This is a genomic window from Aeromonas sp. 603607 (assembly GCF_049171595.1).
GTDB lineage: Bacteria > Pseudomonadota > Gammaproteobacteria > Enterobacterales > Aeromonadaceae > Aeromonas > Aeromonas veronii.
Map to the genome: position 1 here is coordinate 200,385 of NZ_JAAKOV010000004.1, position 22,753 is coordinate 223,137.

The following is a 22,753-nucleotide window of genomic DNA, read 5'->3' on the forward strand; positions in this document are numbered from 1 at the left end:
GCAACTGCCTCTCTCAGTTGTTTATGTCGCTATTCTTGCCGTGCTTTAAGCCTGTTTGAGCACGCGACTCAGCGCAGCCACTCCCACACCGGCCAGCCCAGCTCCTCGGCCTGCTGACGCAGCGCGGGGGCAGGATTGACCGCATGGGGATGGCTCACCGCCCGCAGCATGGGCAGATCGTTGTGGGAGTCGCTGTAGCCAAAGCTCCCCTGCCAGAGGTGGTCCCTGCCGGCAAAGAGCTGGTTGATGCGGGCCACCTTGCCCTCGCGAAAACTGAGGGTGCCGCGGGTCTGGCCGGTCAGCATCCCCTCCTCCTCATCGAGCAGAATGGCGACGCAGTGATCCATCCCCAGCATCTTCGCCATGGGGGCCACCAGATGCTCGCCGGAGGCGGAGATGAGCACCAGATCGTCGCCCCGCTCCCGATGCCATTCGATACGCGCCAACCCCTCGGGGTAGAGGCGCTCGCGCAGCACCTGCTCGGCAAAGCGGGTAGAGAGCGAGTCGAGCCACTGGCGCGTCTTGCCCGCCAGCGGTTGCAGGGTGAAGGCCATGTACTGGTGCATGTCCATCTTGCCCTGATGGTAGAGGGACATCATGGCCTGCTCCTCCGCGATCATGCTGGCGGGCGCCAGCTCCTCGGCCACCATGTACTCCAGCCAGAGGCTGGCGGAATCCCCCGCAATCAGGGTCTCGTCCAGATCAAACAGTGCCAGTGCCATGGGCGCTCCTCGCAGTGAAAATAGAAATGAAATGCGGCCTCATGCTACCTCACAGAGTTGATCCCGGGCCACCGCCAGAGTCACGGCACTGCCGGTGGCCAGCAGATCGCCAGCCGAGCGGTTGAGGCAATCCACCGTCAACAGCCCCGCCTCGCACTCCACCTGATAACGGATCACGTTGCCGAGCAGCTGTTGCTGACGAACGATGCCGGGCAGGCTGGGTTCGCTGCTGGCCGCCCCTGCGGGCAGCAGGATAATGGACTCAGGCCGCAGCGCCAGCTTGCCCTGAAAACGGGGGCCGAACAGCGACTTGCCCTGCTCTGCGCCAAGCAGGTTGTAGTTGCCGATAAAGCTCGCCACAAACTCGCTGGCGGGGCGGGTATAGATCTCCTCCGGCGTGCCGCTCTGGACGATGGAGCCCTTGTTCATCAGGAAGATCCGATCCGACATGGTGAGCGCCTCCTCCTGATCGTGGGTCACGAAGATGGTGGTGAGCTCAAGGCGCTGCTGGATCTCGCGGATCTGCTGGCGCAGGCTGCGGCGGATGCGGGCATCCAGCGCCGAGAGCGGCTCGTCCAGCAGCAGGATCCGCGGCTGAACCACCAACGCCCGGGCCAGCGCCACCCGCTGGCGCTGGCCACCGGAGAGCTCGGCAGGATAGCGGCGCTCGAAACCGGTCAGCTCCACCAGCGCCAGCGCCTCCTGCACGCTGGCGGCGAGATCCCGTCCCGGCTGGGGTTTCATTTTGAGGCCGAAGGCGACGTTGTCCCACACCGTCATGTTGGGGAACAGCGCATAACTCTGGAACACCATGCCGATGCCGCGCTTCTGGGGTTCCTGCCAGGTGATCTCCTCACCGGCCACCCGCACCTGACCGCCATCCACCGGAGTGAGCCCGGCCAGCGCCCGCAGCAGGGTGGACTTGCCGCAGCCAGAGGGGCCGAGCAGGGTAACCAGCTCCCCCTTGCGAATGCCGAATTCGATCCCCTCGAACACCGGCGTATCGCCGTAGGATTTGTGCAACTGATTGACTTCTAAATGAAACATCTTGGATCACCGATGAAATCTGTTGGCTGCCCAGGTGAGCAGCAGAGTCAGCAGGAAGTAGCTCATCACCAGCGCACTGGTGAAATGGCCAGAAGTGGCGCGCATGTTGTAGAGGTAGACCTGCAGGGTCTCGTAACGGGTGCCCACCAGCATGTTGGCAAACACGAACTCGCCGAGCAGGAAGGAGAGCGAGAGAAACAGCGCCGCCAGCAATCCCTTGCGCAGGCAGGGGATCACCACCAACAGAAAGGCGCGCCGACTACTGGCCCCCAGCAGATGGGCGGCATCCATCAAATCCCTGAGCGGCACCCCTTGCAGGCTGTTGGCCAGCGCTCGGTACATGAAGGGGAGCACCACGGTGAACCAGGTGCCGATCAGGATCCACGGCGTGCCGATAATGGGCAGAACACCATCGGCGTAGATCTGCAGCAGCCCCACCGACGAGACCACAGGTGGCACCGCGAAGGGGAGCAGGATCAGCAGGTTCATCCAGGGATCCAGCTTTGGGAAGTAGTAGGCCACCACCAGCACGGTCGGTACCAGCACCAGGGTCCCCAGCATCAGGGTGGCGACACAGACCAGGAGACTTCGGCCAAAAGCCGCCAGAAAGCGCGGATCGCCCCACAGCTTGAGATACCAGTCGAGGGTGAAGCCATCCGGCAGCAGGGTCGCCCCCCAGCGGGTAGAGATGGAGTAGAGAAACGTGGCCAGCAGCGGCAGCAGCAGGGTGGCGACCAGCCCACCCAGCACCCACTTTGGCCAGCGCGGCGTCAAATCATGCATGGGATTGCCCCTTGTTCACATAGCTCTTTTTCAGCAACCACTGGTTGGCGGCCGTCACTACCCCCAGCAGCACCATCAGGATCACTGCCAGCGCCGCCGCCATATTGGGCTCGAGAAAGATGTCGCCGGAGACCAGACTCGCCACCCGGATGGTCACCAGATTGAAGTTTCCAGTAGTGAGGGCGTAGGCAGAGGCATAGGCACCCACCGCGTTGGCAAACAGGATGATCAGGGTGCCGAGCAGCGCAGGCGTCAGCACCGGCAGCGCCACGTGCCACACATATTGCCCCTTACTCGCGCCGAGCAGCGCGGCCGCTTGCGGCCACTCATCCTGCAGCGCATCGAACGCCGGGTAGAGCAGCAGCAGGGCAAGGGGGACCTGGAAGTAGGTGTAGATGAGGATGAGGCCGGTGCCCGAGTAGAGGTTGAAGCCGTCGATCAATCCCCAGGATTTCAGCAGCAGGGTCACTGCACCGTTGATGCCGAGAATGATGATAAAGGCGAACGCCAGCGGCACCCCGCTGAAGTTGCCGGTCATGGTGATGAAAGCCAGCAGCAGCCGCTTGACTCGCTCGCCGCTGTGGCGCAGCGCCGCCGCCCCGAGGGTACCGATAGCCAGCCCCGCCAGGCTGGCGATACCGGCGATGCGCAGCGAGTTGCCGAACGATTGCAGGTAGAAGGGGGAGCTCAAAATCTCCCGGTAGTAGTCGATGCCCCAGCCATCGGGGGTCTGGAAACTGCCCACCAGCACCCACACCATGGGGGCAAGCTGGAACAGGATCATCAAGAGGATAAACGGCAGCAATACCAGCGCGGGCAGCCAGTGGCGGCGCACCTTGCGCTTGGTTGCCACGGGTTGATCCACGAGAATCTCGGTGGTGGCAGGCATCATCAGTGCACCTCGCGCATAAAGGCCGCCTTGAGCAGCGGTGGCGCTGCCGGCTTGTCGTGGGGGATGCCCAGCAGGTCGGCCATCAGGGCGCAGAGCTGGGTCTGGGCGATCACCACCCCATCCGGCCAGCGTTCGATAAAGGCATCGCCAAACAGCCAGAGCGGCACGGTGCGCTCTTCAGGCAGGGTGCCGCCGTGGCTCAGGTCGTTGTTCATGCCGTGATCCGAGGTGACCACCACCTGATACCCCTCCGCCAGCCACTGGGGCAGCAGGTCGGCCAGCAGGCTGTCCATGCGGCGCGCCTGATTGCGGTACTGGCGGGAGTCGAAGCCAAACTTGTGGCCCGCATCGTCCACCCCCATCGGGTGGATCAGCAGAAAATCGGGATCGTACTGGCTGCGCAGCCACTCGCCATCCATCAGCAGATGGCTGTCGGGATAGTTGTCATCCCAGTAGAAGCAGCCGTGCTGGATCGGCAACTGCTCGTCGTGAGTAAAGCGATCACGGGCCGCCAGCCAGGGGCTGCGGTTGTAGAGTTCGCTCACCCAGTAATAGGCCGCCGCTGCGGTGCGTTTGCCCGCGGCGCGGGCCAGATGGAAGATGGAGTCATGCAGACTGAGGCGACTCACCCCGTTGTGGGTGATGCCGCTCACCACCGGCGGCACGCCGGTCAGGATGCACTCGTAGAGGGGCCGGGAGAGAGACGGCAGGGCAGCATTCAGGGTCGTATGCAGGCCCCGCCCCGCCTCCACCATGCCACCGAGGTAACCCATGGTGTGGGCTACCTCGGCTGCCAGACCATCCACAAGTACCACTATCACCTTGTGTTGCACTGGATTCCCTTACTGCATGTTGATCATGACGGTTTCTTGCCACTGGCGCGGCAGGGCTTTGGAGCTCTGCTCCCAGGCGGCGTGATCCTGCACCGGCTTGGCATTGGCGTACTGCTCGGCTGGCAGCAGCTTGGCCTTCACATCATCCGGCAGAGTCACGTTGCTGCGGATCGGGCGGGCGTAGCCGCGGGCCAGGTTGATTTGACCGGCATCGGAGAGGATGTATTCACGGGCCAGTTTGGCGGCGTTGGGGTTCTTGGCCCACTTGTTGATGATGGTGGTGTAACCGGCGATGACGGAGCCGTCACTCGGGATCACCACATCAAACTTCTTGGGGTCGATCTGGTCGCGGTAGTTCAATGCGTTGAAATCCCACAGCACACCCACTTCCACCTCGCCCTTCTCGATGTTGGCGATGGTGGGATCGTTCAGCGACAGGCGGCCCTGTTTGGCCAGCTGACCGAACAGCTCCAGTGCAGGTTTCAGATTCTTCTCGCTGCCGCCGGTGGCATAGGCCGCCGCCAGCACGCCGTTGTTGGCCTGCGAGGCAACGCCCACATCACCCAGGGTCACCTTGTAGTCGCCACCCAGCAGGGATTGCCAGCTGGTGGGGGCTGCCTTGACCAGATCCTTGTTGATCAGGAAGGCGATGGTGCCGGTATAGGCCAGCATCCAGTGACCGTCGGCGTCCTTGGCCCAGTTGGGAATATCAGCCCAGGTGGAGGGTTTGTAGGGCTGGGTGACCCCCTGCTTGACCGCAACCGGACCGAAGGCGCCGCCCACGTCGCCGATATCGGCGGTGGCATTGGCCTTCTCGGCGGCGAACTTGGCGATCTCCTGCGCCGAGCTCATGTCGGTATCCTGATGCTTGATGCCGTAGATGCTGCCCAGCTGCTGCCAGGTATCCTTCCAGTTGGCCCAGCTGTCGGGCATGCCGATGCTGTGGAGCTGGCCTTCGCCACGGGCGGCCTTTTCGAGATCCGCGATATTTTCGGCTGCAAACAGTGGTTGGCTGATGGCCACCATGGCCAGTGCACTTGCGATCACGCTTTTCATCATCCCATCCCTCTGGACTAGGTCAGTTAAGGTTCGAGTGGGATGCTAGAGGGGAATTGTGACGGTGGCGGGGCGCTTTAATGGCAGTTTGATGACAATCAGCCTGTCATGGCGCTGTCATCCACAGCAGTTACAACTCTGAACCCGAGTGAGGCTGGACTATTCCTGTAAGGGATTGGCCAGCCACCCGCCTTCTGAATAAGCAACAGGGACAAGAGTGTGACCGAGCCGAGATTGAGCGAGCAGAGAGTGAACGAACAGAGCATGGCCGATGGCCGCTCCTCCTCCAAGTGCGAACAGATTTGCCAGACCCTGCGCCGCTATATCGGCAGCGGCCAATTGGGAGCCGGGCAGCAGTTGCCCGCCGAACGGGCCCTGAGCGAGCGTTTTGCCACCACCCGCATCACCATCAAGGAGGCGCTCTCCAGCCTCGAAGCGGACGGCCTTATCTACCGTGCCGAGCGGCGCGGCTGGTTTGTGGCACCACCCCGCCTCACCTACGATCCCGCCATCCACACCCACTTTCACCAGTGGATCGGCGAGCAGCAGCGTACCGCCGAAACCCGGGTGCTGGCCCACGGTAGCGAGCTCGCCAGCAGTGAGCTCTGCCGCTGGATGGGGCTGGATCCCTTCACACCGCTCTACGAGATCCGCCGCCAGCGCCTGATCGACGGCCGCCCGGTGCTGCATGTCAGCCACCATCTGCTGGCCAGCCGCTTTCCCGATATCGCCAGTGCGCCGCTGGCCAGCTCCCTCACCGAGCTCTATCAGCAGCGCTATGGCATAGGCCAGGGTGGGGCGAGTCTCGAGATCACTCCCTCGGCGGCGCGCGGCGCCATCGCCCGCGCCCTCAATCTGGCGGAGGGGAGCGCGGTGCTGCGGCTGGTGCGGGTCAACTACGACGAGCGAGGCGGTCTGGTGGATTGCGATATCGAGCACTGGCGGCCGGATGCCATCCGCATTTGTCTGGATACCCGGGCGCTGCAACCGATCGCAGGCAAGCTGCAACAAACCCGGGTCGCCGATTAGACTCCAGCCAACAGAGCGGATCCCGCAGGATCCGCCGGGATCAGTTGTCGATATTGGGGATCATGTCGTCGAAGCTCTGGTAACCGCAATCGGCCAGTTGCAGCGACATGGTGTAGGTCTTGGCGTGCTCCTGCTGACCGATGGCGGGGCGGTTGAGCTTGATCTCCTGATGCCAGTACTCCTTCATCCGGTCGATCAGCGCCATCGCCTCCCCCTCGTTGAGGTGCAGCTGGCAGAGCGCCATATAGTTGTTCGACTTGTGCATGTTCTCCACCAGATACTCCCCCAGTACCGACATTGCCTGCCGCGCCTGCTGGCGGGCGAAACGGCTGTGCTGCTCGAAGCTGATCCGCTCACTGATCAGGAAGTGGTAACTGTTGTCGATACCGAGCTGCAAAATGCCGAGCTTCTCCAGCTTGCGCAGATAAAGGTAGCAGGAGGCATCGGTCAGGCCGTACTCCCGCTTGAGATCGATCAGCGTCTTGTCGCGCCAGAAGATATTGGCGAGAAAGGCGTAGAGCCCCGGCTCGTTGTGAAACGCCTCGTCCTGCTCCTGAGTGAAGACGGCGCGGCGGCTCTGGGCGTCCTGAGTGCGATCCAGCAACTCCTCGAACGAGAGCCCCACCAGATGGCAGATCTCCAGCAGAGTATCGAACGGCAGCGAGGGCTTGTTCATCATCCGTTTCACGGTCGCGATGGAGACACCCATGGCTTCTGCCAGGGTCTGATAGCGGATCCCCTTGTCGGTCAGAGTCTTCTTCAGGGTGTCGAGAATATTGTTGGCCAGGGTCTGGCTGTAGGTCATGCCACTCTTCCTTGTTATCGCACTTTCATTGCATGGTTATGCCGAGTCAGCTTCTGACCTGTTTTTACCTTCAAGGCTCAGATATTGACACCGAAAAAACAGCCTAGAGAAAAAATCGCCTATAACGCCCATCAGGACAGACCAGTTGAACGATGAGGTCGCAAAATCTGACACCAGACAGTGCATATCTTTCAACCCGCAAACATTTTGCTAGTGCTGCATAGAACATCGCGCATAATCGAAACGTATCGAATTCAAGACCCTTCCTGGTTGAGAAATCGATTGTTTGCTTCCAAATTTTTATCTTTTAAACCGTAAGGTTTTTTCTCTTTCCTGGCATTGGGCGGCGCTGATAGCACCGCCCTTTTCTTTTCCCTGAATTCGCAGGTCAGGTCAAGGGCCCCGGCAAGGGGAAGTGTCACCGGCCACCCGCCGCCCACTGATGCGCCAGCCACTACGACCTCTCTGGCAAGGTATCCTAAACGATCATCAATAGCGTTTCATTGCCATTCAATATATTTAAATGGCTTGCTTGGAAAGCTTCGTTAAATATAAAAACGAATATAATAAAGTTATTTAAAACTCCAAAAACCTATCTTTTAAATGGCTTGTGTATATAAGCAAACAAAATTAATCAGGCCGCACGACCCATATCTGCTTATCACACCACATGCCCACCCCAACAACTGCTATCGGGTAAAGAGAAAAGCCACCCATAAGAACCCACCCACTCATCTGGTGGGCAACATGGCCTACGCATAAACAGCCTCAAAAGACCACCAAAAGTCACAATGGGAACAATCCCAAACCTCAAAAAGTGCAAAAAACAGGCAAAAAGATAGATTTTTTTCTCACGGTTTCACCTTGTGATACGTTCAAAAAATCATCGAAAAGAACCTGATGCCAATCAGTGACATCTGAGATGCCAATTTTTAGACAACTCATCACGGCTACGCTCGAATGAAAATTTAATGCCGATACAAATCAATCACATAGAACCAAAACCGAACTCTCAGCCTGTCATTTGCCTCACCAGTTAATTATTTAAACCTCAATAAAGCTAAAACTCTAATAACACCATTTATTAAACAAAATGCCCCTGCTTGCAGCCAGTCATATTTAGAAGAATGGGGAAATTACTCTCTTGTTATTCAGAAATTCGCTGACTATACTGCGGCCCCTCTGTGAAAGCAGAGCAATGACGGAAATATAAAAAGCTTCATGGATTGAGCAATATAAATCACACGCAGTTCACGCAACACAAGGTTATTTATCCATGAACAAGTTTAATAAAATTGCCGCTTTCTCCCTGCTTGCTCTGGCCATGAATGGCGGCGCCCATGCCGAAGGCTGGTATGCAGGTCTGGATCTGACCACCTCCAAGATGGATCTCGATGGTGCAGCCAAAGACGCCTATGACGCCAAGCTCATCGATGACCAACTCGACGGCGGCAGCCTGATCGTGGGTTACAGCTTCAAACCCTGGCTAGCCGTTGAAGGTGGCCTGCACGCCCAACAGATGGATCAGCTGGTCTGGGTGACCTCCCCGATTGCAACCGGCTTTGCCGACACCACCATCGAAACCCGCAGCATCAGCCTGGCCGCCAAGCTGAGCCAGCCGCTGGCCTGGGGCTTCAGCGCCTATGCCAAACCGGGTATCGCCTACACCCGCACCGAAGTGGAAGTTGTCGGCAACGCCACTCTCCTCGGTTTCAGCGGTCAGGGAAGCAAGAGCGCAACCAAGAGCAAGGTACACCCCAATCTGGAAGTAGGTCTGGACTACGCCTTCAACGACCACTTCTCTGCCGGTATCGGTTACGAGCGCCAGTTCGACGCCCTGAGCCTGGGTGACGAGCACTACTCTCTGGATACCTTCAAGCTGGGTCTGCGCTACCACTTCTAAGTCGCGCCGCGTCAGTAACAATGCAAAAGGGCCGCAGGTTTCAAACCTGCGGCCCTTTTTACTGCTCTTCTTTCCGAGCCCTGCGCGTTAGCAGATCTGGTCTTTACCCAGCTGCTTGGCCTGATAGAGCGCCCGATCTGCGCGCACCATCAGGCTCTCCTTCTGCTCATCCTGCTGATACTCCGCCAGCCCGAAGCTCATGGTAGCGGGCGCATGGGGGCAGATGGGCTCGCTCGCCATCAATGCCTGAAACTTGCTCGCCACCACCAGCGCATCCTCGCGGCCGGTGTTGGGCAACAACACCATAAACTCATCACCGCCCCAGCGGGCCAGCAGATCGATCTCGCGGATATGGCGGCGCACCAGTGCCACTATGTTGATCAGGGTCTGATCCCCGGCGTTGTGGCCATAGCTGTCGTTGATCTGCTTGAAGTTGTCCACATCCATGGCGATCACCGTAAACGGCTGATGGAAGCGGCGCGCCCGCTCGCACTCCAGCTGCAACGCCCGCTCCAGCCGATACCGGCTGGCGGCGCCAGTCAGGGCATCGGTCTCTGCCAGCAGACGGTTCTCCTCAGCTTTCTGTTGCAGCGCCTCGTTGAGTCGCACCAGCTCGGCGGTGCGCTCGGCAACCTGCTGCTCCAGCGACTGATTGCGCCGCTCCAGCTGCTCCAGCAACAACTTGCTGGCGTGGATATCGCGATGGGCGCCGATCATCCGCGCCACAGACCCGTCGGGATTGCGCTCAATGATGCGGCCGCAATCCTCAATCCAGAGGTAACTGCCATCCCGGCAGCGGCAACGGTACTCGGCGCGATACTCATGGGCACAGCCGCTCAGACAGAGATCGAACTTCGCCATCACAGCCGCCAGATCGTCGGGGTGGATCACGTTCTCCCAGGTGAAGACGGTATTGCCGAGGGAGTGAGGCTCGTAACCCAGCATCCGGTACCAGCCCGGGTTGCGATAGACGAAACCGGTGTTGGCATTCCAGTCCCAGATGCCATCGCTGATCACCTCGAGAATGCCATGTACCACGGCTTCGCTGACATCCGAGATCCTGATCGTGTCGCTGTCCTGCAGCATGGGAGACCATCCTTGTATTGCCGCCCCGCTGGGGCGCGGGGCATTCCAGCCTGATGTTGAGAAATGATAGCGGCAGACGGCTGCACAGTCCGCTATCCGTTGATCGATGAAAACCGCCACTACTTGTTCCGGTTATCGGCCGCCATCGGGTTCGTCTGAATAACATTAGCAACCAGTGTGGCTCAATATTTCACCCTTGTCCGGTTTTAAAGGCAGGATGATGCAGGTTGCGATAGTGGCTGGGCGCCAGGCCATGCTGGCGTTTGAAGGCGGTGGAGAAGTGGTACTCGTTCTTGAAGCCGCACTGCTCGGCCAGCAGCTTCACCGGGTCGGCCCGGCTGGCCAGCAAGAGCGCCGCCCGCTGCAGCCGCAGCCGTTGCAGCAGCGCCATGGGCGCCAGCGCGAAGTGCTGCTGGCAGAGCCGGTAGAGCTGGCGCTCGGAGAGATGCAGGGCGCCAGCCATGCGCGCTATGTCCCACGGCTCGGTCAGCGCCTCTTTGAGCAGCAATTCGAGGCGCAGCGCCAGCCGCTCGCCACGCCGCTGCCCCTCCCCCTTTTGCAACAGACGGCGCAGGTAAAAGCCGAGCTGCTCAACCAGCAGGGCGCTGAGCAGCGGGTCCTGATGGCGCTCCTGCTCCGCATAGAGGTTCTCGAGCGTGCGCAGCACGGTAGCCTGCTGGGAGGTACAACCGAGCCGGGGGTGGCTGGCGAAGGCATCCCAGGGGGAATCCTTGTGCAGCAGCAGCCACACCAGCTCCCACTCACTCCCCTTATTCACCTGCTGGTTCAACGGCTCACTCAACTGATAGCAGAGTGGCTCCCCGGCTGGGATCAGCGCCCACTCCCCGGCCTGCAACCGCTCGCGGCGATCGCCCACCTGCACCTCCCCCTCACCGCCCAGGGTCAGCAGAAAACAGTGCATATCGGCAAAGCGGCGCGCGATGCGGTAGCGGGTCTTGAGACGGGAATAACCCGCCAGCCACACCTGCTCCTGTGCGAGGGCCGGCAGCAAGCTGTCACAGCAGATCTGCTCGCGGCAGTCGGGGGAGACATCGATAATCTCGGTGTTGGCAGTTTCAGACATCATCAGGACGGGCTCAGCCATGTCGAAGGGACAGGCCCCAGCATAGCATTAAGGGCATCGAGTCACAGGAGACCAGCCATGCATATCCATCACGTCGCCATCTGGGCGCAGGATCTGGAGGCACTCAAGGCATTCTACTGCAACCTGTTTGGCGGGCAGGCCAATGAGCGCTATCACAACCCGAGCAAACAGTTCAGCTCTTACTTCGTGCGTTTCGAAGGGGGCGCCAGCCTGGAGCTGATGCACACCCCCATACTGTTTCCGGCAGATCTCACTCTGCCACACCCGTTGCAGGGGCTGGCCCACCTCGCCTTCTCCCTCGGCAGCGTGGAGGAAGTGGACAAGATGACCGCCCGCCTCAAGCTGCTCAAGGGCGCCGAGGTGAAACACCTGGACGGCCCCCGCTGGACCGGCGACGGCTATTACGAGAGCACCTTCCTCGACCCGGAAGGCAACCGGCTGGAGCTGACCATCTAATACCTGAATGCTCCCCTCACTCTGGCCCTCTCGTAAGTTCGATTAGCGAAGCGTAATCGGACAGCGGTAACGGCATTGCTCCCTTCTCCCATTTATTAAAAAAGGAGGAGAAGGGCTGGGGATAAGGGAAAGGAAAAAGAGATTTCGCGGTAAACGTTGGGCTTCGCTACGCTCGCCACAACCTACACGATCGGTAGTTTGGTGCTGAGCCTGCGAAGCCCAACATACGAGATGCCATTATGCAGCCTGATCTGGACGTGAATCTTTCGATGCAATATTTTTTGCATCTTCTTTTCCACCGCCATCTACGCCAGAGTCAAGAACAGAATTAATTTTATCGGCTTTATCTGCAACAATCTGATTCGCCTTTTCATCTAGTTTCTTAGCAAGAGCAGAGAAACCCGGGATCTTAGAAAGTTTTGTCACTGCGTCAGCAAGTTGCGCGCTTTTATCAAGCGCATCCATAAGTGGATGGTCTGATTTATCATAATTTGAAATCAACTTTCCTGGGTTTTCTGTATTTACAGATACGATGTTAAAGAGAAGTTTAACCCTGAGCTCCTCAGATATAGCCTTGTCCTCCAGTTCATCAATCTGGTGAGATAACCCTTCAAAGGTCTTACTTACAACACCTTTATGAGTATATTCCTCAATAAGTCTCTTAGATAATTTATAACTCTTGTTTGTTGTATATGCCAACCATAAAACAGGAATATACAATGGTAACATTGCACTTAGCAAATACGGCGTATCCTTTATAATCGTAACTAGGTCATCCTCACTAGAAAACAATCTATAAGCGTTTACTGCAAAAGGAAGAAGCGATATAAGGAAAAGATAAAGTATTGCCTTGTTGAAGGACGTTTCATGTTTATTTTGCTCTGCTATCTCTGTCTCTATCTTATCATTGTATGCAGATGCAAGTCCCGCAGTCATTGCCTGTGGCAATAGCTTCCTAATTCGTTGCAATACATCCTCATAAGATTCATTGCAGTTAGTAACATATTCGTCATACTTTAATTCAGCATCAGACTTTAACTCTTTTAAAAATACACTTGTTTTCGACTTATGCTCTTCAATATCAGCTGATAATGTAGACAAATCAGCACGCAGTTCTTTATATGTCTTAGCTAATTTGTCACGGAGCCCTTCAACCCTAGTTGTCGTTTCACTACCAGCATCCGTACTTTCATACCCAAATATCTCATCATGAACATTATCAATCTCTCTTTTCAATGCTGCTGATTGGGATAACAGGTTTTTTATCTTGCCATGATTTGAGTCGCACTCAGCTTTATAGTCATGAATATAGTTAACCGTTTCAACAAGTGCTTCATGCTCTTGAGTTATTGCTTTTATTTTCCCAATAGCCGCAGTGGACTCATCATATGCAGTAACTAAATCTTCATACTTAGAATCAGCATTAGCTAGTAACGTTTGAAGTTTGACATTGATTAGTTCTGAAGAACTATCAATCTCACTAATACGTTCATAGGCAGACTCTGAATCTGACTTGAAAGTATCAATAATACTCTTGGCCTGCTCCGCCTCATCCTTGGCTTTCTGAGCTTTATTTCTATACTCGGACGTTTTTCTAGATGATTGCGCCGCATCTTTTAAACTTTCGGGCACACTCATTTCAAGAGCTTTCAATTCTTCCGAGTTGGCTTTCCCGTTCAGCTCTTGAGTTAGCTCAGACAACCTTTGCCAAATAAATTCCTTCTCTTTATCAAAATATGACTTGTCTAATTTTTCCATGTCCCACCCTCGAATACCTATAAATGAAAGAAAAATATTTTTCACAAATAAACTCTTTTAAGTTTCATCAATCACTCCCCCAACCTCTCCGCCAATCCAGAATAACGCTCGGTCTTTTTCCGCACCGCTTGGGCCAGCAGGGCGCGATCGCCGTAGAGATCGAGGCGGGCCTTGGCGCGGGTGATGCCGGTATAGACCAGCTCGCGGGTCAACAGCGGGCTGGGGCTGTCGGGCAGCACCAGCACGGTATGGGCAAACTCGGAACCCTGGGATTTGTGGATGGTCATGGCATAGACCGTCTCATGGGGCGGCAACCGGCTTGGCAGCAGGGCGCGCAGGGTGCCATCCGGCTGCTCAAACCATACCTTTAACCGGCCAGTTTCATCGGGCAGGCAGAGCCCCATATCGCCGTTGTAGAGGCCGACCCCGTGGTCGTTGCGCACCACCATCACAGGGCGACCGGCATACCAGTCGCCGTCGCGGGCAATCAGGCCAGCCCGTGACAGGGCCAGTTCGAGCCGCTCGTTTAGCCCCTGCACCCCGAACGGGCCATCGCGCAAAGCGCAGAGGATCTGGAAGCTGTTGAATGCCTTGAATACGGCGGCGGGCTCTTCCCCCGCGCGGGCCGCCTTCAGATAGCTGCCGTAACCGGCCACCCCCTGGGCAATCAGGGCGTCGTAGGCCTCCCCGGCCCAGGGGTGCAGGCTGATATCGGCGAATCCTGCGCCCCAGACTGATTCCACCGCCGTGGCATCGCCGCTATTGCAGGCGCGCGCCAGCTGGCCGATGCCCGAATATTGATCAAAGCGCCAGCTCTTGGCCAGCAAACAGAGGCTGTCGCGCACCGGCGCCCCCGCGGGCAAGCCCTGTAAGCGGTAGCCGGTCTGGCGGGAGAGCCAATCCGCCTGCGCCGGGCTGATGCCCTGTTCGATAAAGCTGCAGATATCGCCGAGCACGGCCCCCGCCTCCACCGAGGCGAGCTGATCCTTGTCACCGAGCAGGATCAGGCGGGCGTGGCTCGGCAGCGCATCGAGCAGGCGCGCCATCATCGGCAGGTCGACCATGGAGGCCTCATCCACCACCAGCAGGTCGAGGTGCAGCGGGTTGCCCGCGTGGTGGCGGAACTGGCTGCGCCCCGGAATGACCCCGAGCAACCGGTGCAGGGTGCCCGCTTCGGTGGGGATCGCCTCCACCCACTCGGGGGGCAGATCGAGGGCCTGCAGGGCAGAGCCGATACTCTCTGTGAGGCGCGCCGCCGCCTTGCCGGTGGGTGCCACCAGCCGGATCGCCGGGGCCTTGCCTGCTTGCAGCCCGGTCTCCACCAGAATGGCGAGCAGTTTGGCCACCGTGGTGGTCTTGCCGGTGCCGGGGCCGCCGGAGATCACCGCAAAGGGGCGTGCCGCTGCGGTGGCCGCCGCCAGCTTCTGGCCATTGCAGCAGAGCGCCTCGGACACCAGCGCATCCAGCTTGCTCAAGTCGCTCGCCGCCTGGGCACTGGCCAGCAGCCCTTCGATGGCGGGCCAATCCACCTCGTTCGGGAACACCAGATCGAGATACTTCTCGATAAAGTGGCGGGCCGAGAAGTCGGGAGCGAGGCGGGCTTTGAGCAGAGCCGCGAACACCAGCCCGTAATCGCGGGCAAACAGCCGCGACAGGGCCGGGGCAATCTCCGGCCATTCGGCTCGCTCGCTCAGGGCGCGCAGATGGCGGGCCACCCCCAGTTCAAAATCGTGGTAGCGGGTGAGGTAGAGCCGCCCGTGCCAGAGCCGCAGCGGCCAGCGCGGGGCGTTGCCCTCATCCTGTTCGGTGCCAACGAGCGGGCTTGCCGCAAACAGGGCGGGCCAGCTTGCAGGATCCGCCAGATCCCCCAGCAGATCCCGGCTCTGCTGGGGATCCAGACCGAACGGGCGCAGTGATCCGGCTGTCAACATTTCAAGCGGCAGACAGACATGGCCGCGCCCCAGCTCGAAGCAGGCGAGCGCCGCCCCCAGCACCAGTTCGGGGCTACCGCCAAGGTCGGCCACCAGCCTGGCAAATTGCAGATCCAGCTGGCGGATACGGCCAGCCAGCGCCAGTGTTTTGAGCCGTTCAACCATCATTGCGCTGGTCGCGGTGCTGATCATGGTGCCGCTCATGCCTCTACCTCGTTAAATGCTTGGGATCCCGCTGCTGGCAGCTCACTGCCTTCGCGAAACAACTTATCCAGCCCCAGCACCAGTTCACGGCTGGGGCGGGTATGGAAAATGCCCCCCTGCGGCATGCCACGCAGGAACAGATAGAAAACCCCGCCAAAGTGCTGTTCGAAGTCGTAGCCCGGCAGGCGCAAAGTGAGCAGCCGGTGCAGCGCCAGCGAGTAGAGCTGGTATTGCAGGTCGTAGCGGTGCTCGGCCATCGCCCGCTCCAGCGCCGGACGGCTGTAATCGGCGGGGCTCATGCCGAGGTGGTTCGATTTGTAGTCGAGCAGATACCAGCGCCCCTGCCACTCGAACACCAGATCGATAAAGCCCTTGAGCATCCCCTGCACGGTGGCAAAGCTGAGCGGCTTGTTGCCCCGCGACAGCGGGTCGTGCTGCTGGCAGAGCGCGGTCAGCGCCGGTGCCGTCACACGCCCCATGGGCAGGAAGAACTCCAGCTCTACCTGCTTGCGCTCGGGGGCCAGATCCCGCAGCCGTACCGGCTCGCCAAAGCCGGTATCGAGCGGGGTATCGAGCACCGCCTCCACCTGCTGTTGCAGCACTTGGGCCCAGCTCTCGTCGAAGCCGTCTTGCAGCAACAGACTGGCGATATGCTCTGCCAGCGGCTCGCCCGCGGCGCTTTGAAAGTCGATGGTCTCGAACAGGCTGTGCAGCAAGGTGCCGGGGCGCACCCCTTTCGGGAAGGTGAAGATGGAGGGCTGGGGAGCCTCCTCCGGTTGCTCGGAAGCCAGCGCGGCCGCCTCGGTCACTACCTCGTCATCGAAACCGGGATTGGCCAGCACGCCTTTGCTGTGACCATGACCCTGCGCCGCCAGCCCGGAGTAGGAGCTGATCCACCAGTCCCGCTCAAGGGAACCGCTAAAGTGGCGCACCTGCGGCTCGCCCAGCTGCTCCTCCTCTGGCGGCAGCGGGGCCGGACGGGTGAGCGAGGGCTCACCGACGGCCACCCCGGGCAGCGCCTGTGCCAGCTCGGTCAGCGCGGTCGCCAGCGTCTGCGCATCCCCCTCCTCGCCCTTTTGCAGCAGGTAGCCGATGGCGGTGTGGTGCAGATCGGTCTTCTCCGACTTGCCCGCCCCCGCCCGCACCGGTGCCAGCCCCAGCCAGGTGGCGTAGACGCCCCGGGTCAGCGCCACATAGAGCAGCCGCAAATCTTCGGCAAGGCGCTCGCGGTCGGCTTCCGCCAGGGATCCCTCGGCGCCGGTCAGATCGAGAATGGTGCGATTGCCCGACTCGTCCGCCTCGTGATAGAGCGGGGTCTCGGCGGTTCTGTGGCTGCAGATAAAGGGCAGGAACACCAGCGGATACTCCAGCCCCTTGGATTTGTGGATGGTGACGATCTGCACCAATTTCCGCTCGGATTCGAGCCGTAGTACCTGCTCCGCATCCTGCCCGTTGGGGCGACTCACCGCCTCCCCCAGCCAGCGCAGCAGGGCATATTCCCCGTCCAGCTCGCTGCTCACCTGTTGCAGCAACTCGCCAAGATGGAGGAAGTTGGTCAGCCGCCGCTCGCCATAGGGGCTCGCCAAAAGCGAAGAGGCGAGATTGCGTCGATGCAGCAGGGCCCGCAGCATGGCCAGCACGCCGCGGCGGTGCCAGATCTTGCGGTACTCCATAAACTCCTGCACCGCGCTCTCCCACGCCCGCTCGTCGCTGGCCAGCCCATCGAGCGCCTTGGCATCGAGATCAAACAGGCCGGTCGCCAGCGCCGCCCGCAGGCTGCGCTCATCGCTCGGGTTCTGGCAGGCGTGCAAAATCAGCAAGATCTCCCGCGCCTCCACCTGCTCCAGCACACTCTCGCGGTTCGACAGGTAAACGGAGGCGATGGCGAGTCGCGCCAGCTCCTGCTGCACCAGCTTGCCCTCGGCGCCGGTGCGCACCAGCACGGCGATATCCCCGGCCTTCACCGCTTTGTCGCCGATGAGCGCCTTGCCCTCGCGGGCCAGCGTCAGCAGGCGGTGGATCTCGGCAGCGGTGGCGCGGGCCATCTTGCTCTGGTAATCCCCCCGATTGAAGGTGGGCTGGCCGGTCAGCTGCCAGCAGTGGAGCACCGGCGCGGTGACACCATCGAGCAGCAGCGCCTTGCTCTTGCCCTGCGCCTCCACCGGCAGGAAGGGGATATCCGCCTCGTAGATAAAGGGATCCTTGGCCCGCTCGAACAGGCCGTTGACCGCCCCCACCAATGCACTGCTGGAACGCCAGTTGCGCCCGAGGGTGTAGTGGGCGCTCACATTTCGCCGCGCCTGAATGTAGGTAAAGATGTCGGCGCCGCGAAAGCCGTAGATGGCCTGCTTGGGGTCACCGATCATCAAGAGCGCCGTGTCTGTGTGGCCGCCGTAGAGCCGATGGAAGATGCGGTACTGCTGAGGGTCGGTATCCTGAAATTCGTCGATCATCGCCACCCGGTAGGTGGCGCGAATGCGCTCGCAGAGCCGCTCGCCAAGGCTGGAGCCGAGCGCCCCGTCGAGATCTTTGAGCAGGTCATCGAACGAGAGCTGATGAGCCTGCCGCTTGCTGGCCTGCATCCGGCTGCGCACCACCTTGGCTGCCCGTTGCAGGATGAGATCCCGAATGCCGGGGCGGCTCGCCAGCAGCTCATCGATTTGGCTGAACAGCGGCAGGGTCGGCACGGCGCCCCCCTTCTTGAGGTTCTCCTCCAGCACCGTCTGGCCGAAACGCTCCAGCTCCTTGGGAATGGCGTAACCACTGCTCTCCTCCTGCGCCCAGTCGGCTATCTTGGCAAGCCACCCTTCGTAGTTCTTGCCGGTGTAGCGGCTGATCTGGCCGTCGGTCTGGCGGCGGATCTCGTCCCCTTGCGCCAGCCATTCGCTCTTCACCGCCGCGATGCGACTCATGGCCGCCTGATGGCGGGCGGCGAGGGTCTCATCCCCCAGCACGGGGTGGATCTCCAGCTCGCTGTTGTCGAGCCAGCTGCCCATCTCCCGCAGCAGGGCCGCGGGGCTTGGCCAGAGCGCGCGCACGGCGCTGGCGAGGGCTTTATCCACCGGATAGAACTCGGATCGCCAGTAGTCGCTCACCGCCTGCAGCCTGAGCTGGCTGTCGTCGGTGAGAAATTCGGTTTCAAAGAGGGCGCCCGACTCGAAGGCGTTCTGTTTCAGCATCCGCTGGCAGAAGCCGTGGATGGTGAAGACCGCCGCCTCGTCCATCTGCCGCTCGGCAGCCAGCAGGCGGCGGGCCGCCAGCTCGTGATCCCCCACCTCTGCCAGCAGTTGGGCCAGCAGGGCATCATTGCTATGGCCGCGCATAAAGGCGAGGCGCGCCTCGTGAATGCGACCGCGGATCCGCCCGCGCAGCTCGGCGGTGGCCGCCTCGGTAAAGGTCACCACCAGAATTTCGGTCACCGAGAGCGGCCGCTCGTGGGCGCTCGGCTGACCGGCATCGGCGCCCTCACCGATCATGGGGCCGTGGCCCAGCAGCAGGCGCAGGTAGAGACCGGCGATGGTGTAGGTCTTGCCGGTACCGGCGGAGGCTTCGATCAGTCGTTCACCATGGAGGGGAAAACGCAATGTATTGAGCGGGTTAGCCATTATTTCAGCTCCTCCAGGGTCTTGAGCAGCGGGGTCAGGTGTTCGCGGGCCAGCGCCTGCAACTGCCCCAGCACCTCGTCATCGAGTTCGGGGAAGCAGCGGGCGACGTAAACGTCTTGCCCCTCCCCGTTGATCATCCAGCCGCCGTTGAAACGGGTGAGAGCCGCCTTGTCGGCCGCCTCCGGCTTGTCGGGATCCTTCTCGATCGCCTTGAGCCAATCCCAGGCGGTGTTGGGGAAGAAGGGCAGCGGCCGCTTCATCCCCTGCGCCCAGCACGCCACCAGCGCCGCCAGCTTGGGGCGCGCCTCATCGGCAGCGAGTACAGGCAGTCGCAGACTCTGTTTGGCATCGAACAACAGGGTGTCGCCGGGGGTGCCACTCAATGAGAGGCAGAGGTGCTGGATCCAGCCCAGCAGCAGATCCTTGCCGTTGAAGCTGCCGGGTTTGACCACCAGCAAGCGCCCCTTCTGAGTGTCGATCCACCCTTGCAGCTGGCCCTGAGTGAGGGAGATATCGATCTCCACCGCCTGTTTTTCTGACTCATTGGCCGCAACCCATGGCCGCAGCCGATCCGCCAGCTTGCCCATCTCGGCATCCAGATCGTCCAGCAGCAGGCTGCCGAACCACCCTTGCGGCAGCAGGCCGGTGAGCTGCAACCGCTCGCGACGCTCGGTACTTTCACCTTCCGCCAGATGGGCATCGAGCAGCAGATCTTTCAGCTGATAATGTTGCAGGCCATCCAGCTCGAACGGCTCGCTGTCCTCGATGTTGGCTTCGTTCAGCTCAAACCACACCTTGAGGCGACGGTTGAGGAAATATTTGGTGGGCTGGCGATAGAAGCGCAGCAGCTCCGCCAGCTCCAGCCCCTGCTCCTTGCCCCATTCGGGGGGCAAAGGCAGCTCGCCGCTCTGGAAGTTGGCCGCGCCGCGCACCGGATTGAGGGCGGGCAACCAGTCGGCGGCATAGGTAAAGAGGCGTGAACCAGGCTCCGGATAGAAGTAGTTGCGGCTGTAGGGGGTGAGCGGGTGCGCCACCATCAGGTGGTTGAGCAGCCGCTTGCCGGAGGTTTCGTCATCGAGATCCTCATCCCCCGCCAGCACAAAGCCCTGCCGCACATAGTCGATCAGCTCCGCCAGCAGCACCGACGGCACCTTGTCGCTGTTGTCCTGCGCGCTGAAGCCCTGATAGCTGATATAGAGCCCCTGCTGGGCGCTGAGCAGCGCCTCGAGGAAGAGGTAGCGGTCATCATCGCGACGGGAGCGATCCCCACGCCGCGACGCTACCGCCATCAGGTCGAACCCCATGGGGGCCAGGGTGCGCGGGTAGACGCCATCGTTCATGCCGAGCAGACAGACCTGCTTGAAGGGGATGGAGCGCATCGGCATCAGGGTGCAGAAGTTGACCTGACCGGCGAGGAAGCGCTGGCTGGAGCGGGACTCCCCCAGCACGCTGCCGAGGTAATCCTGCAACAAGTCGGCGGTAATGGGCTGCTCGAAACGGGCCTCGCCGAGCCGGGTCTGCCACTCGACCAGCTGGCTGCGAATCAGCTGGAGTTGACGCTCTTCATCCTCGTCGGCCAGATAGAAGCGCTCCAGCAGCGCCAGCAGGCAGGCGTTCCACTCGGCCAGCGGCTGCGCCTGTTGCAGGCGGGGCAAAAACTCGGCCAGCGAGTCGACAAACCAGGCGAGCTTGCCAAGTGCCAGCCCCTGCTGACCCTCGATATCGGCGTAAGGCAGAATGCCCGCCACCGGCTCACCGTCGCCCATGGCAAAACCGAGCAGCATGCGGCGCAGGCCGAACAGCCAGCTGTTGCCGGACATGGGCGGCAGATCGAAACGGACTGGGTAACCGTCATCCAACCCCCAGCGGATGCCGGTCTCCTGCACCCAGACCCGCAGCTGGTTGAACTCGTCGTCATCCAATTCGAAACGGCGCAGCACGGCGGGCACCTCGAGAATGGCGAGCAGCTCGCCTGCTCCGAAGCGGGCATTGGGCAGCCTGAGCAGGGCGAGGAAGCTTTGCAGCAGGGGGCTCTCCTGACTCGCCGCCCGATCCGAGACCGCAAACGGGATCTGGCCCCGAGCACCAAACACCGCCTGAATATAAGGGCCGTAGCTGTTCACATCCGGCATCATCACCACCACATCTTTCGGGGTGAGGGTCGGGTCCTGCTCGAACAGCGCCAGCAGCCGGTCGTGCAGCACCTCGAGTTCGCGCATCGGGCCATGGCAGGCGTGGATCTGCAAGGATCCATCCGCCGGATCGATCGGGCTCTTGTGATGGCTGCTGTCGAGATCGAACTGACCGGCGCCCCGTTCTGCCAGCTCCAGCACATCCTTCTGGATGGCGCGCAGCAGGCTGACATTGCCCTTGCCATCCACTTCGTCGATATCGACGAAAGCCTCGATTTGCGGCACCTCCAGCTCCATCAGCTGATGCAGGTAGTCGCGCCCCAGCTTGCCCATGGAGGCGAGCAGCGGGTTGGCGGGGCCTTGCAATGTCTCGATGTCGGTACCAGGTTTGAGCTTGTTCTCCAGCCGAGCCAGGGTCTTGCGATCCAGCAGATCCCCCCAGTAGTAACGGCAGGGGTTGGTGACGAACAGGTGCACCTCCACCTCCGGTCGGCTACCGAGGGCCAGCAGCGCCTCCACATAGCGCGGCGGCAGCGCCGAGATGCCGAACACGAAGACCCGTTGCGGCAGCTTGCCCGGCAGATCGGCGGTGCGCACCAGCTCGTGGATAAACTCCTCGTAGAGGTTGGCGCGGTGGTAGCCGCTCGGAGAGAGCGCCAGGGTGCGGGCCACCAGCTCGCGCCACAGCTCGGGCTGCCAATCCTGACCGCTCACCCCGGCCAGCTCCTGACTCAATCCTTCCCCCTCTTCCCAGCGGGCGATCCAGTCCGGCCGGTAGACCAGATACTGGTCAAACAGATCCGCCACCTTCTGGCAGAGCTGCCACAGCCGCACCTGCTCGGGATCCTGGGCGGGATCCTCGTCCTCTCCACCGCCCAGATAGGCGGCGAGCGGGGCAAAGGCGGGGCGATCCAGCAAGGCAGGCATAATGGTCATCAGTTGCCAGCTCATGGATCCCTTGTTGTAGGGGCTCTGGCGCGGCACATCTGCCAGCACCCGGGTGAACATCTCCCAGATAAAGCTGGCGGGCAGCGGAAAGTCGATATTGGCGGCAATGCCAAACGCTTTGGCTAGCTCCAGCTTGAGCCACTGGGCCATGCCCGGACTCTGCACCAAGATCTGCTCCCGATCGAAGGGGTGAGAGAGGGGGGCCTGCCGGATGCGGCTCACCAGCAGCTCTTTGAGCAGATCCAGCTGATTGGAGTGGTAGAGGGTAAACATGAGCAATTCCCGCCTGTGGATGAGAGGGGGCGAGGGAAAAGGCGAGCCATTTCCGTCACTTCACAAGAGAGGGAATTGTCGGGGATCGGGGGATAAGATGCAAAAGGCACTTGTGGCCAGCAGGCGGGCAAACCGTTGAACCATGAGGGGGACCGCAGATTTGTGCAGCTGCCTCATCGCCCCGG

16 protein-coding genes are annotated in these 22,753 nt (G+C 60.5%); 3 read left to right on the forward strand and 13 right to left on the reverse strand.

The genetic code is table 11. The features are described from left to right. Window positions 1-68 precede the first annotated feature (68 nt). Genes G5315_RS06415 through G5315_RS06440 form a run of 6 tightly spaced genes read right to left on the reverse strand, consistent with a single transcriptional unit; the run spans window position 69 to window position 5,333 of the window. The gene (locus tag G5315_RS06415; RefSeq protein ID WP_201907707.1) at window positions 69-722 is read right to left on the reverse strand and encodes an HAD family hydrolase; all 654 of its coding nucleotides are present in this window, start codon (window positions 720-722) and stop codon (window positions 69-71) included. A 39-nt stretch (window positions 723-761) separates the two neighbouring features. Then, on the reverse strand, window positions 762-1,769 hold the full coding sequence (locus G5315_RS06420; RefSeq protein WP_421332753.1) for an ABC transporter ATP-binding protein: 1,008 nt from the start codon (window positions 1,767-1,769) through the stop codon (window positions 762-764). A gap of 6 nt (window positions 1,770-1,775) precedes the next feature. Next, window positions 1,776-2,552, reverse strand: a complete 777-nt coding sequence (locus G5315_RS06425) for an ABC transporter permease (RefSeq protein ID WP_204380513.1) — start codon at window positions 2,550-2,552, stop codon at window positions 1,776-1,778. Then, window positions 2,545-3,444, reverse strand: coding sequence for an ABC transporter permease (locus tag G5315_RS06430; RefSeq protein ID WP_421332754.1), 900 nt, complete (start codon window positions 3,442-3,444; stop codon window positions 2,545-2,547). The genes G5315_RS06425 and G5315_RS06430 overlap by 8 nt, the downstream gene beginning before the upstream one ends. Beyond that, window positions 3,444-4,277 carry an alkaline phosphatase family protein gene (locus G5315_RS06435; protein ID WP_421332755.1) on the reverse strand — a complete coding sequence of 278 codons (834 nt, stop codon included), beginning with the start codon at window positions 4,275-4,277 and terminating at the stop codon, window positions 3,444-3,446. Before G5315_RS06435 ends, G5315_RS06430 begins: the two co-directional genes overlap by 1 nt. A gap of 9 nt (window positions 4,278-4,286) precedes the next feature. Then, window positions 4,287-5,333 carry an ABC transporter substrate-binding protein gene (locus G5315_RS06440; RefSeq protein ID WP_204381692.1) on the reverse strand — a complete coding sequence of 349 codons (1,047 nt, stop codon included), beginning with the start codon at window positions 5,331-5,333 and terminating at the stop codon, window positions 4,287-4,289. Between the two features lie 264 nt (window positions 5,334-5,597). Here G5315_RS06440 and G5315_RS06445 point away from each other — a divergent pair, with 264 nt between their 5' ends. After that, the gene (locus G5315_RS06445; protein WP_404977186.1) at window positions 5,598-6,362 is read left to right on the forward strand and encodes a UTRA domain-containing protein; all 765 of its coding nucleotides are present in this window, start codon (window positions 5,598-5,600) and stop codon (window positions 6,360-6,362) included. 40 nt (window positions 6,363-6,402) lie between these two features. Here the strand turns inward: G5315_RS06445 and G5315_RS06450 are convergent, their stop codons facing one another. Continuing rightward, entirely contained in the window at window positions 6,403-7,167 is a 765-nt protein-coding gene (locus G5315_RS06450) for a helix-turn-helix domain-containing protein (RefSeq protein ID WP_005336490.1), read from the reverse strand. A 1,276-nt stretch (window positions 7,168-8,443) separates the two neighbouring features. On the opposite strand from G5315_RS06450, the gene G5315_RS06455 reads away from it, so the two are divergent. After that, on the forward strand, window positions 8,444-9,070 hold the full coding sequence (locus G5315_RS06455; protein ID WP_129503096.1) for a porin family protein: 627 nt from the start codon (window positions 8,444-8,446) through the stop codon (window positions 9,068-9,070). Window positions 9,071-9,157: 87 nt separating this feature from the next. Here the strand turns inward: G5315_RS06455 and G5315_RS06460 are convergent, their stop codons facing one another. Together G5315_RS06460 and G5315_RS06465 are read right to left on the reverse strand one after the other, a co-directional pair. Next, complete coding sequence (locus G5315_RS06460; protein ID WP_421332756.1) at window positions 9,158-10,156, reverse strand: sensor domain-containing diguanylate cyclase; 999 nt, start codon at window positions 10,154-10,156, stop codon at window positions 9,158-9,160. Window positions 10,157-10,346: 190 nt separating this feature from the next. Beyond that, window positions 10,347-11,243 (reverse strand): helix-turn-helix transcriptional regulator, encoded by an 897-nt coding sequence (locus G5315_RS06465; protein WP_227341565.1) that lies wholly within the window; start codon window positions 11,241-11,243, stop codon window positions 10,347-10,349. 75 nt (window positions 11,244-11,318) lie between these two features. On the opposite strand from G5315_RS06465, the gene G5315_RS06470 reads away from it, so the two are divergent. Continuing rightward, window positions 11,319-11,717, forward strand: coding sequence for a VOC family protein (locus G5315_RS06470; RefSeq protein ID WP_227341566.1), 399 nt, complete (start codon window positions 11,319-11,321; stop codon window positions 11,715-11,717). A 237-nt stretch (window positions 11,718-11,954) separates the two neighbouring features. Here the strand turns inward: G5315_RS06470 and G5315_RS06475 are convergent, their stop codons facing one another. Genes G5315_RS06475 through recC form a run of 4 tightly spaced genes read right to left on the reverse strand, consistent with a single transcriptional unit; the run spans window position 11,955 to window position 22,568 of the window. Beyond that, the gene (locus G5315_RS06475; RefSeq protein ID WP_421332757.1) at window positions 11,955-13,520 is read right to left on the reverse strand and encodes a hypothetical protein; all 1,566 of its coding nucleotides are present in this window, start codon (window positions 13,518-13,520) and stop codon (window positions 11,955-11,957) included. 26 nt (window positions 13,521-13,546) lie between these two features. Beyond that, window positions 13,547-15,610 carry an exodeoxyribonuclease V subunit alpha gene (recD, locus tag G5315_RS06480; RefSeq protein WP_421332758.1) on the reverse strand — a complete coding sequence of 688 codons (2,064 nt, stop codon included), beginning with the start codon at window positions 15,608-15,610 and terminating at the stop codon, window positions 13,547-13,549. After that, the gene (gene recB / locus G5315_RS06485; RefSeq protein WP_421332759.1) at window positions 15,607-19,215 is read right to left on the reverse strand and encodes an exodeoxyribonuclease V subunit beta; all 3,609 of its coding nucleotides are present in this window, start codon (window positions 19,213-19,215) and stop codon (window positions 15,607-15,609) included. The genes recD and recB overlap by 4 nt, the downstream gene beginning before the upstream one ends. Then, on the reverse strand, window positions 19,215-22,568 hold the full coding sequence (gene recC / locus G5315_RS06490; protein WP_421332760.1) for an exodeoxyribonuclease V subunit gamma: 3,354 nt from the start codon (window positions 22,566-22,568) through the stop codon (window positions 19,215-19,217). Before recC ends, recB begins: the two co-directional genes overlap by 1 nt. Window positions 22,569-22,753: the final 185 nt, after the last annotated feature.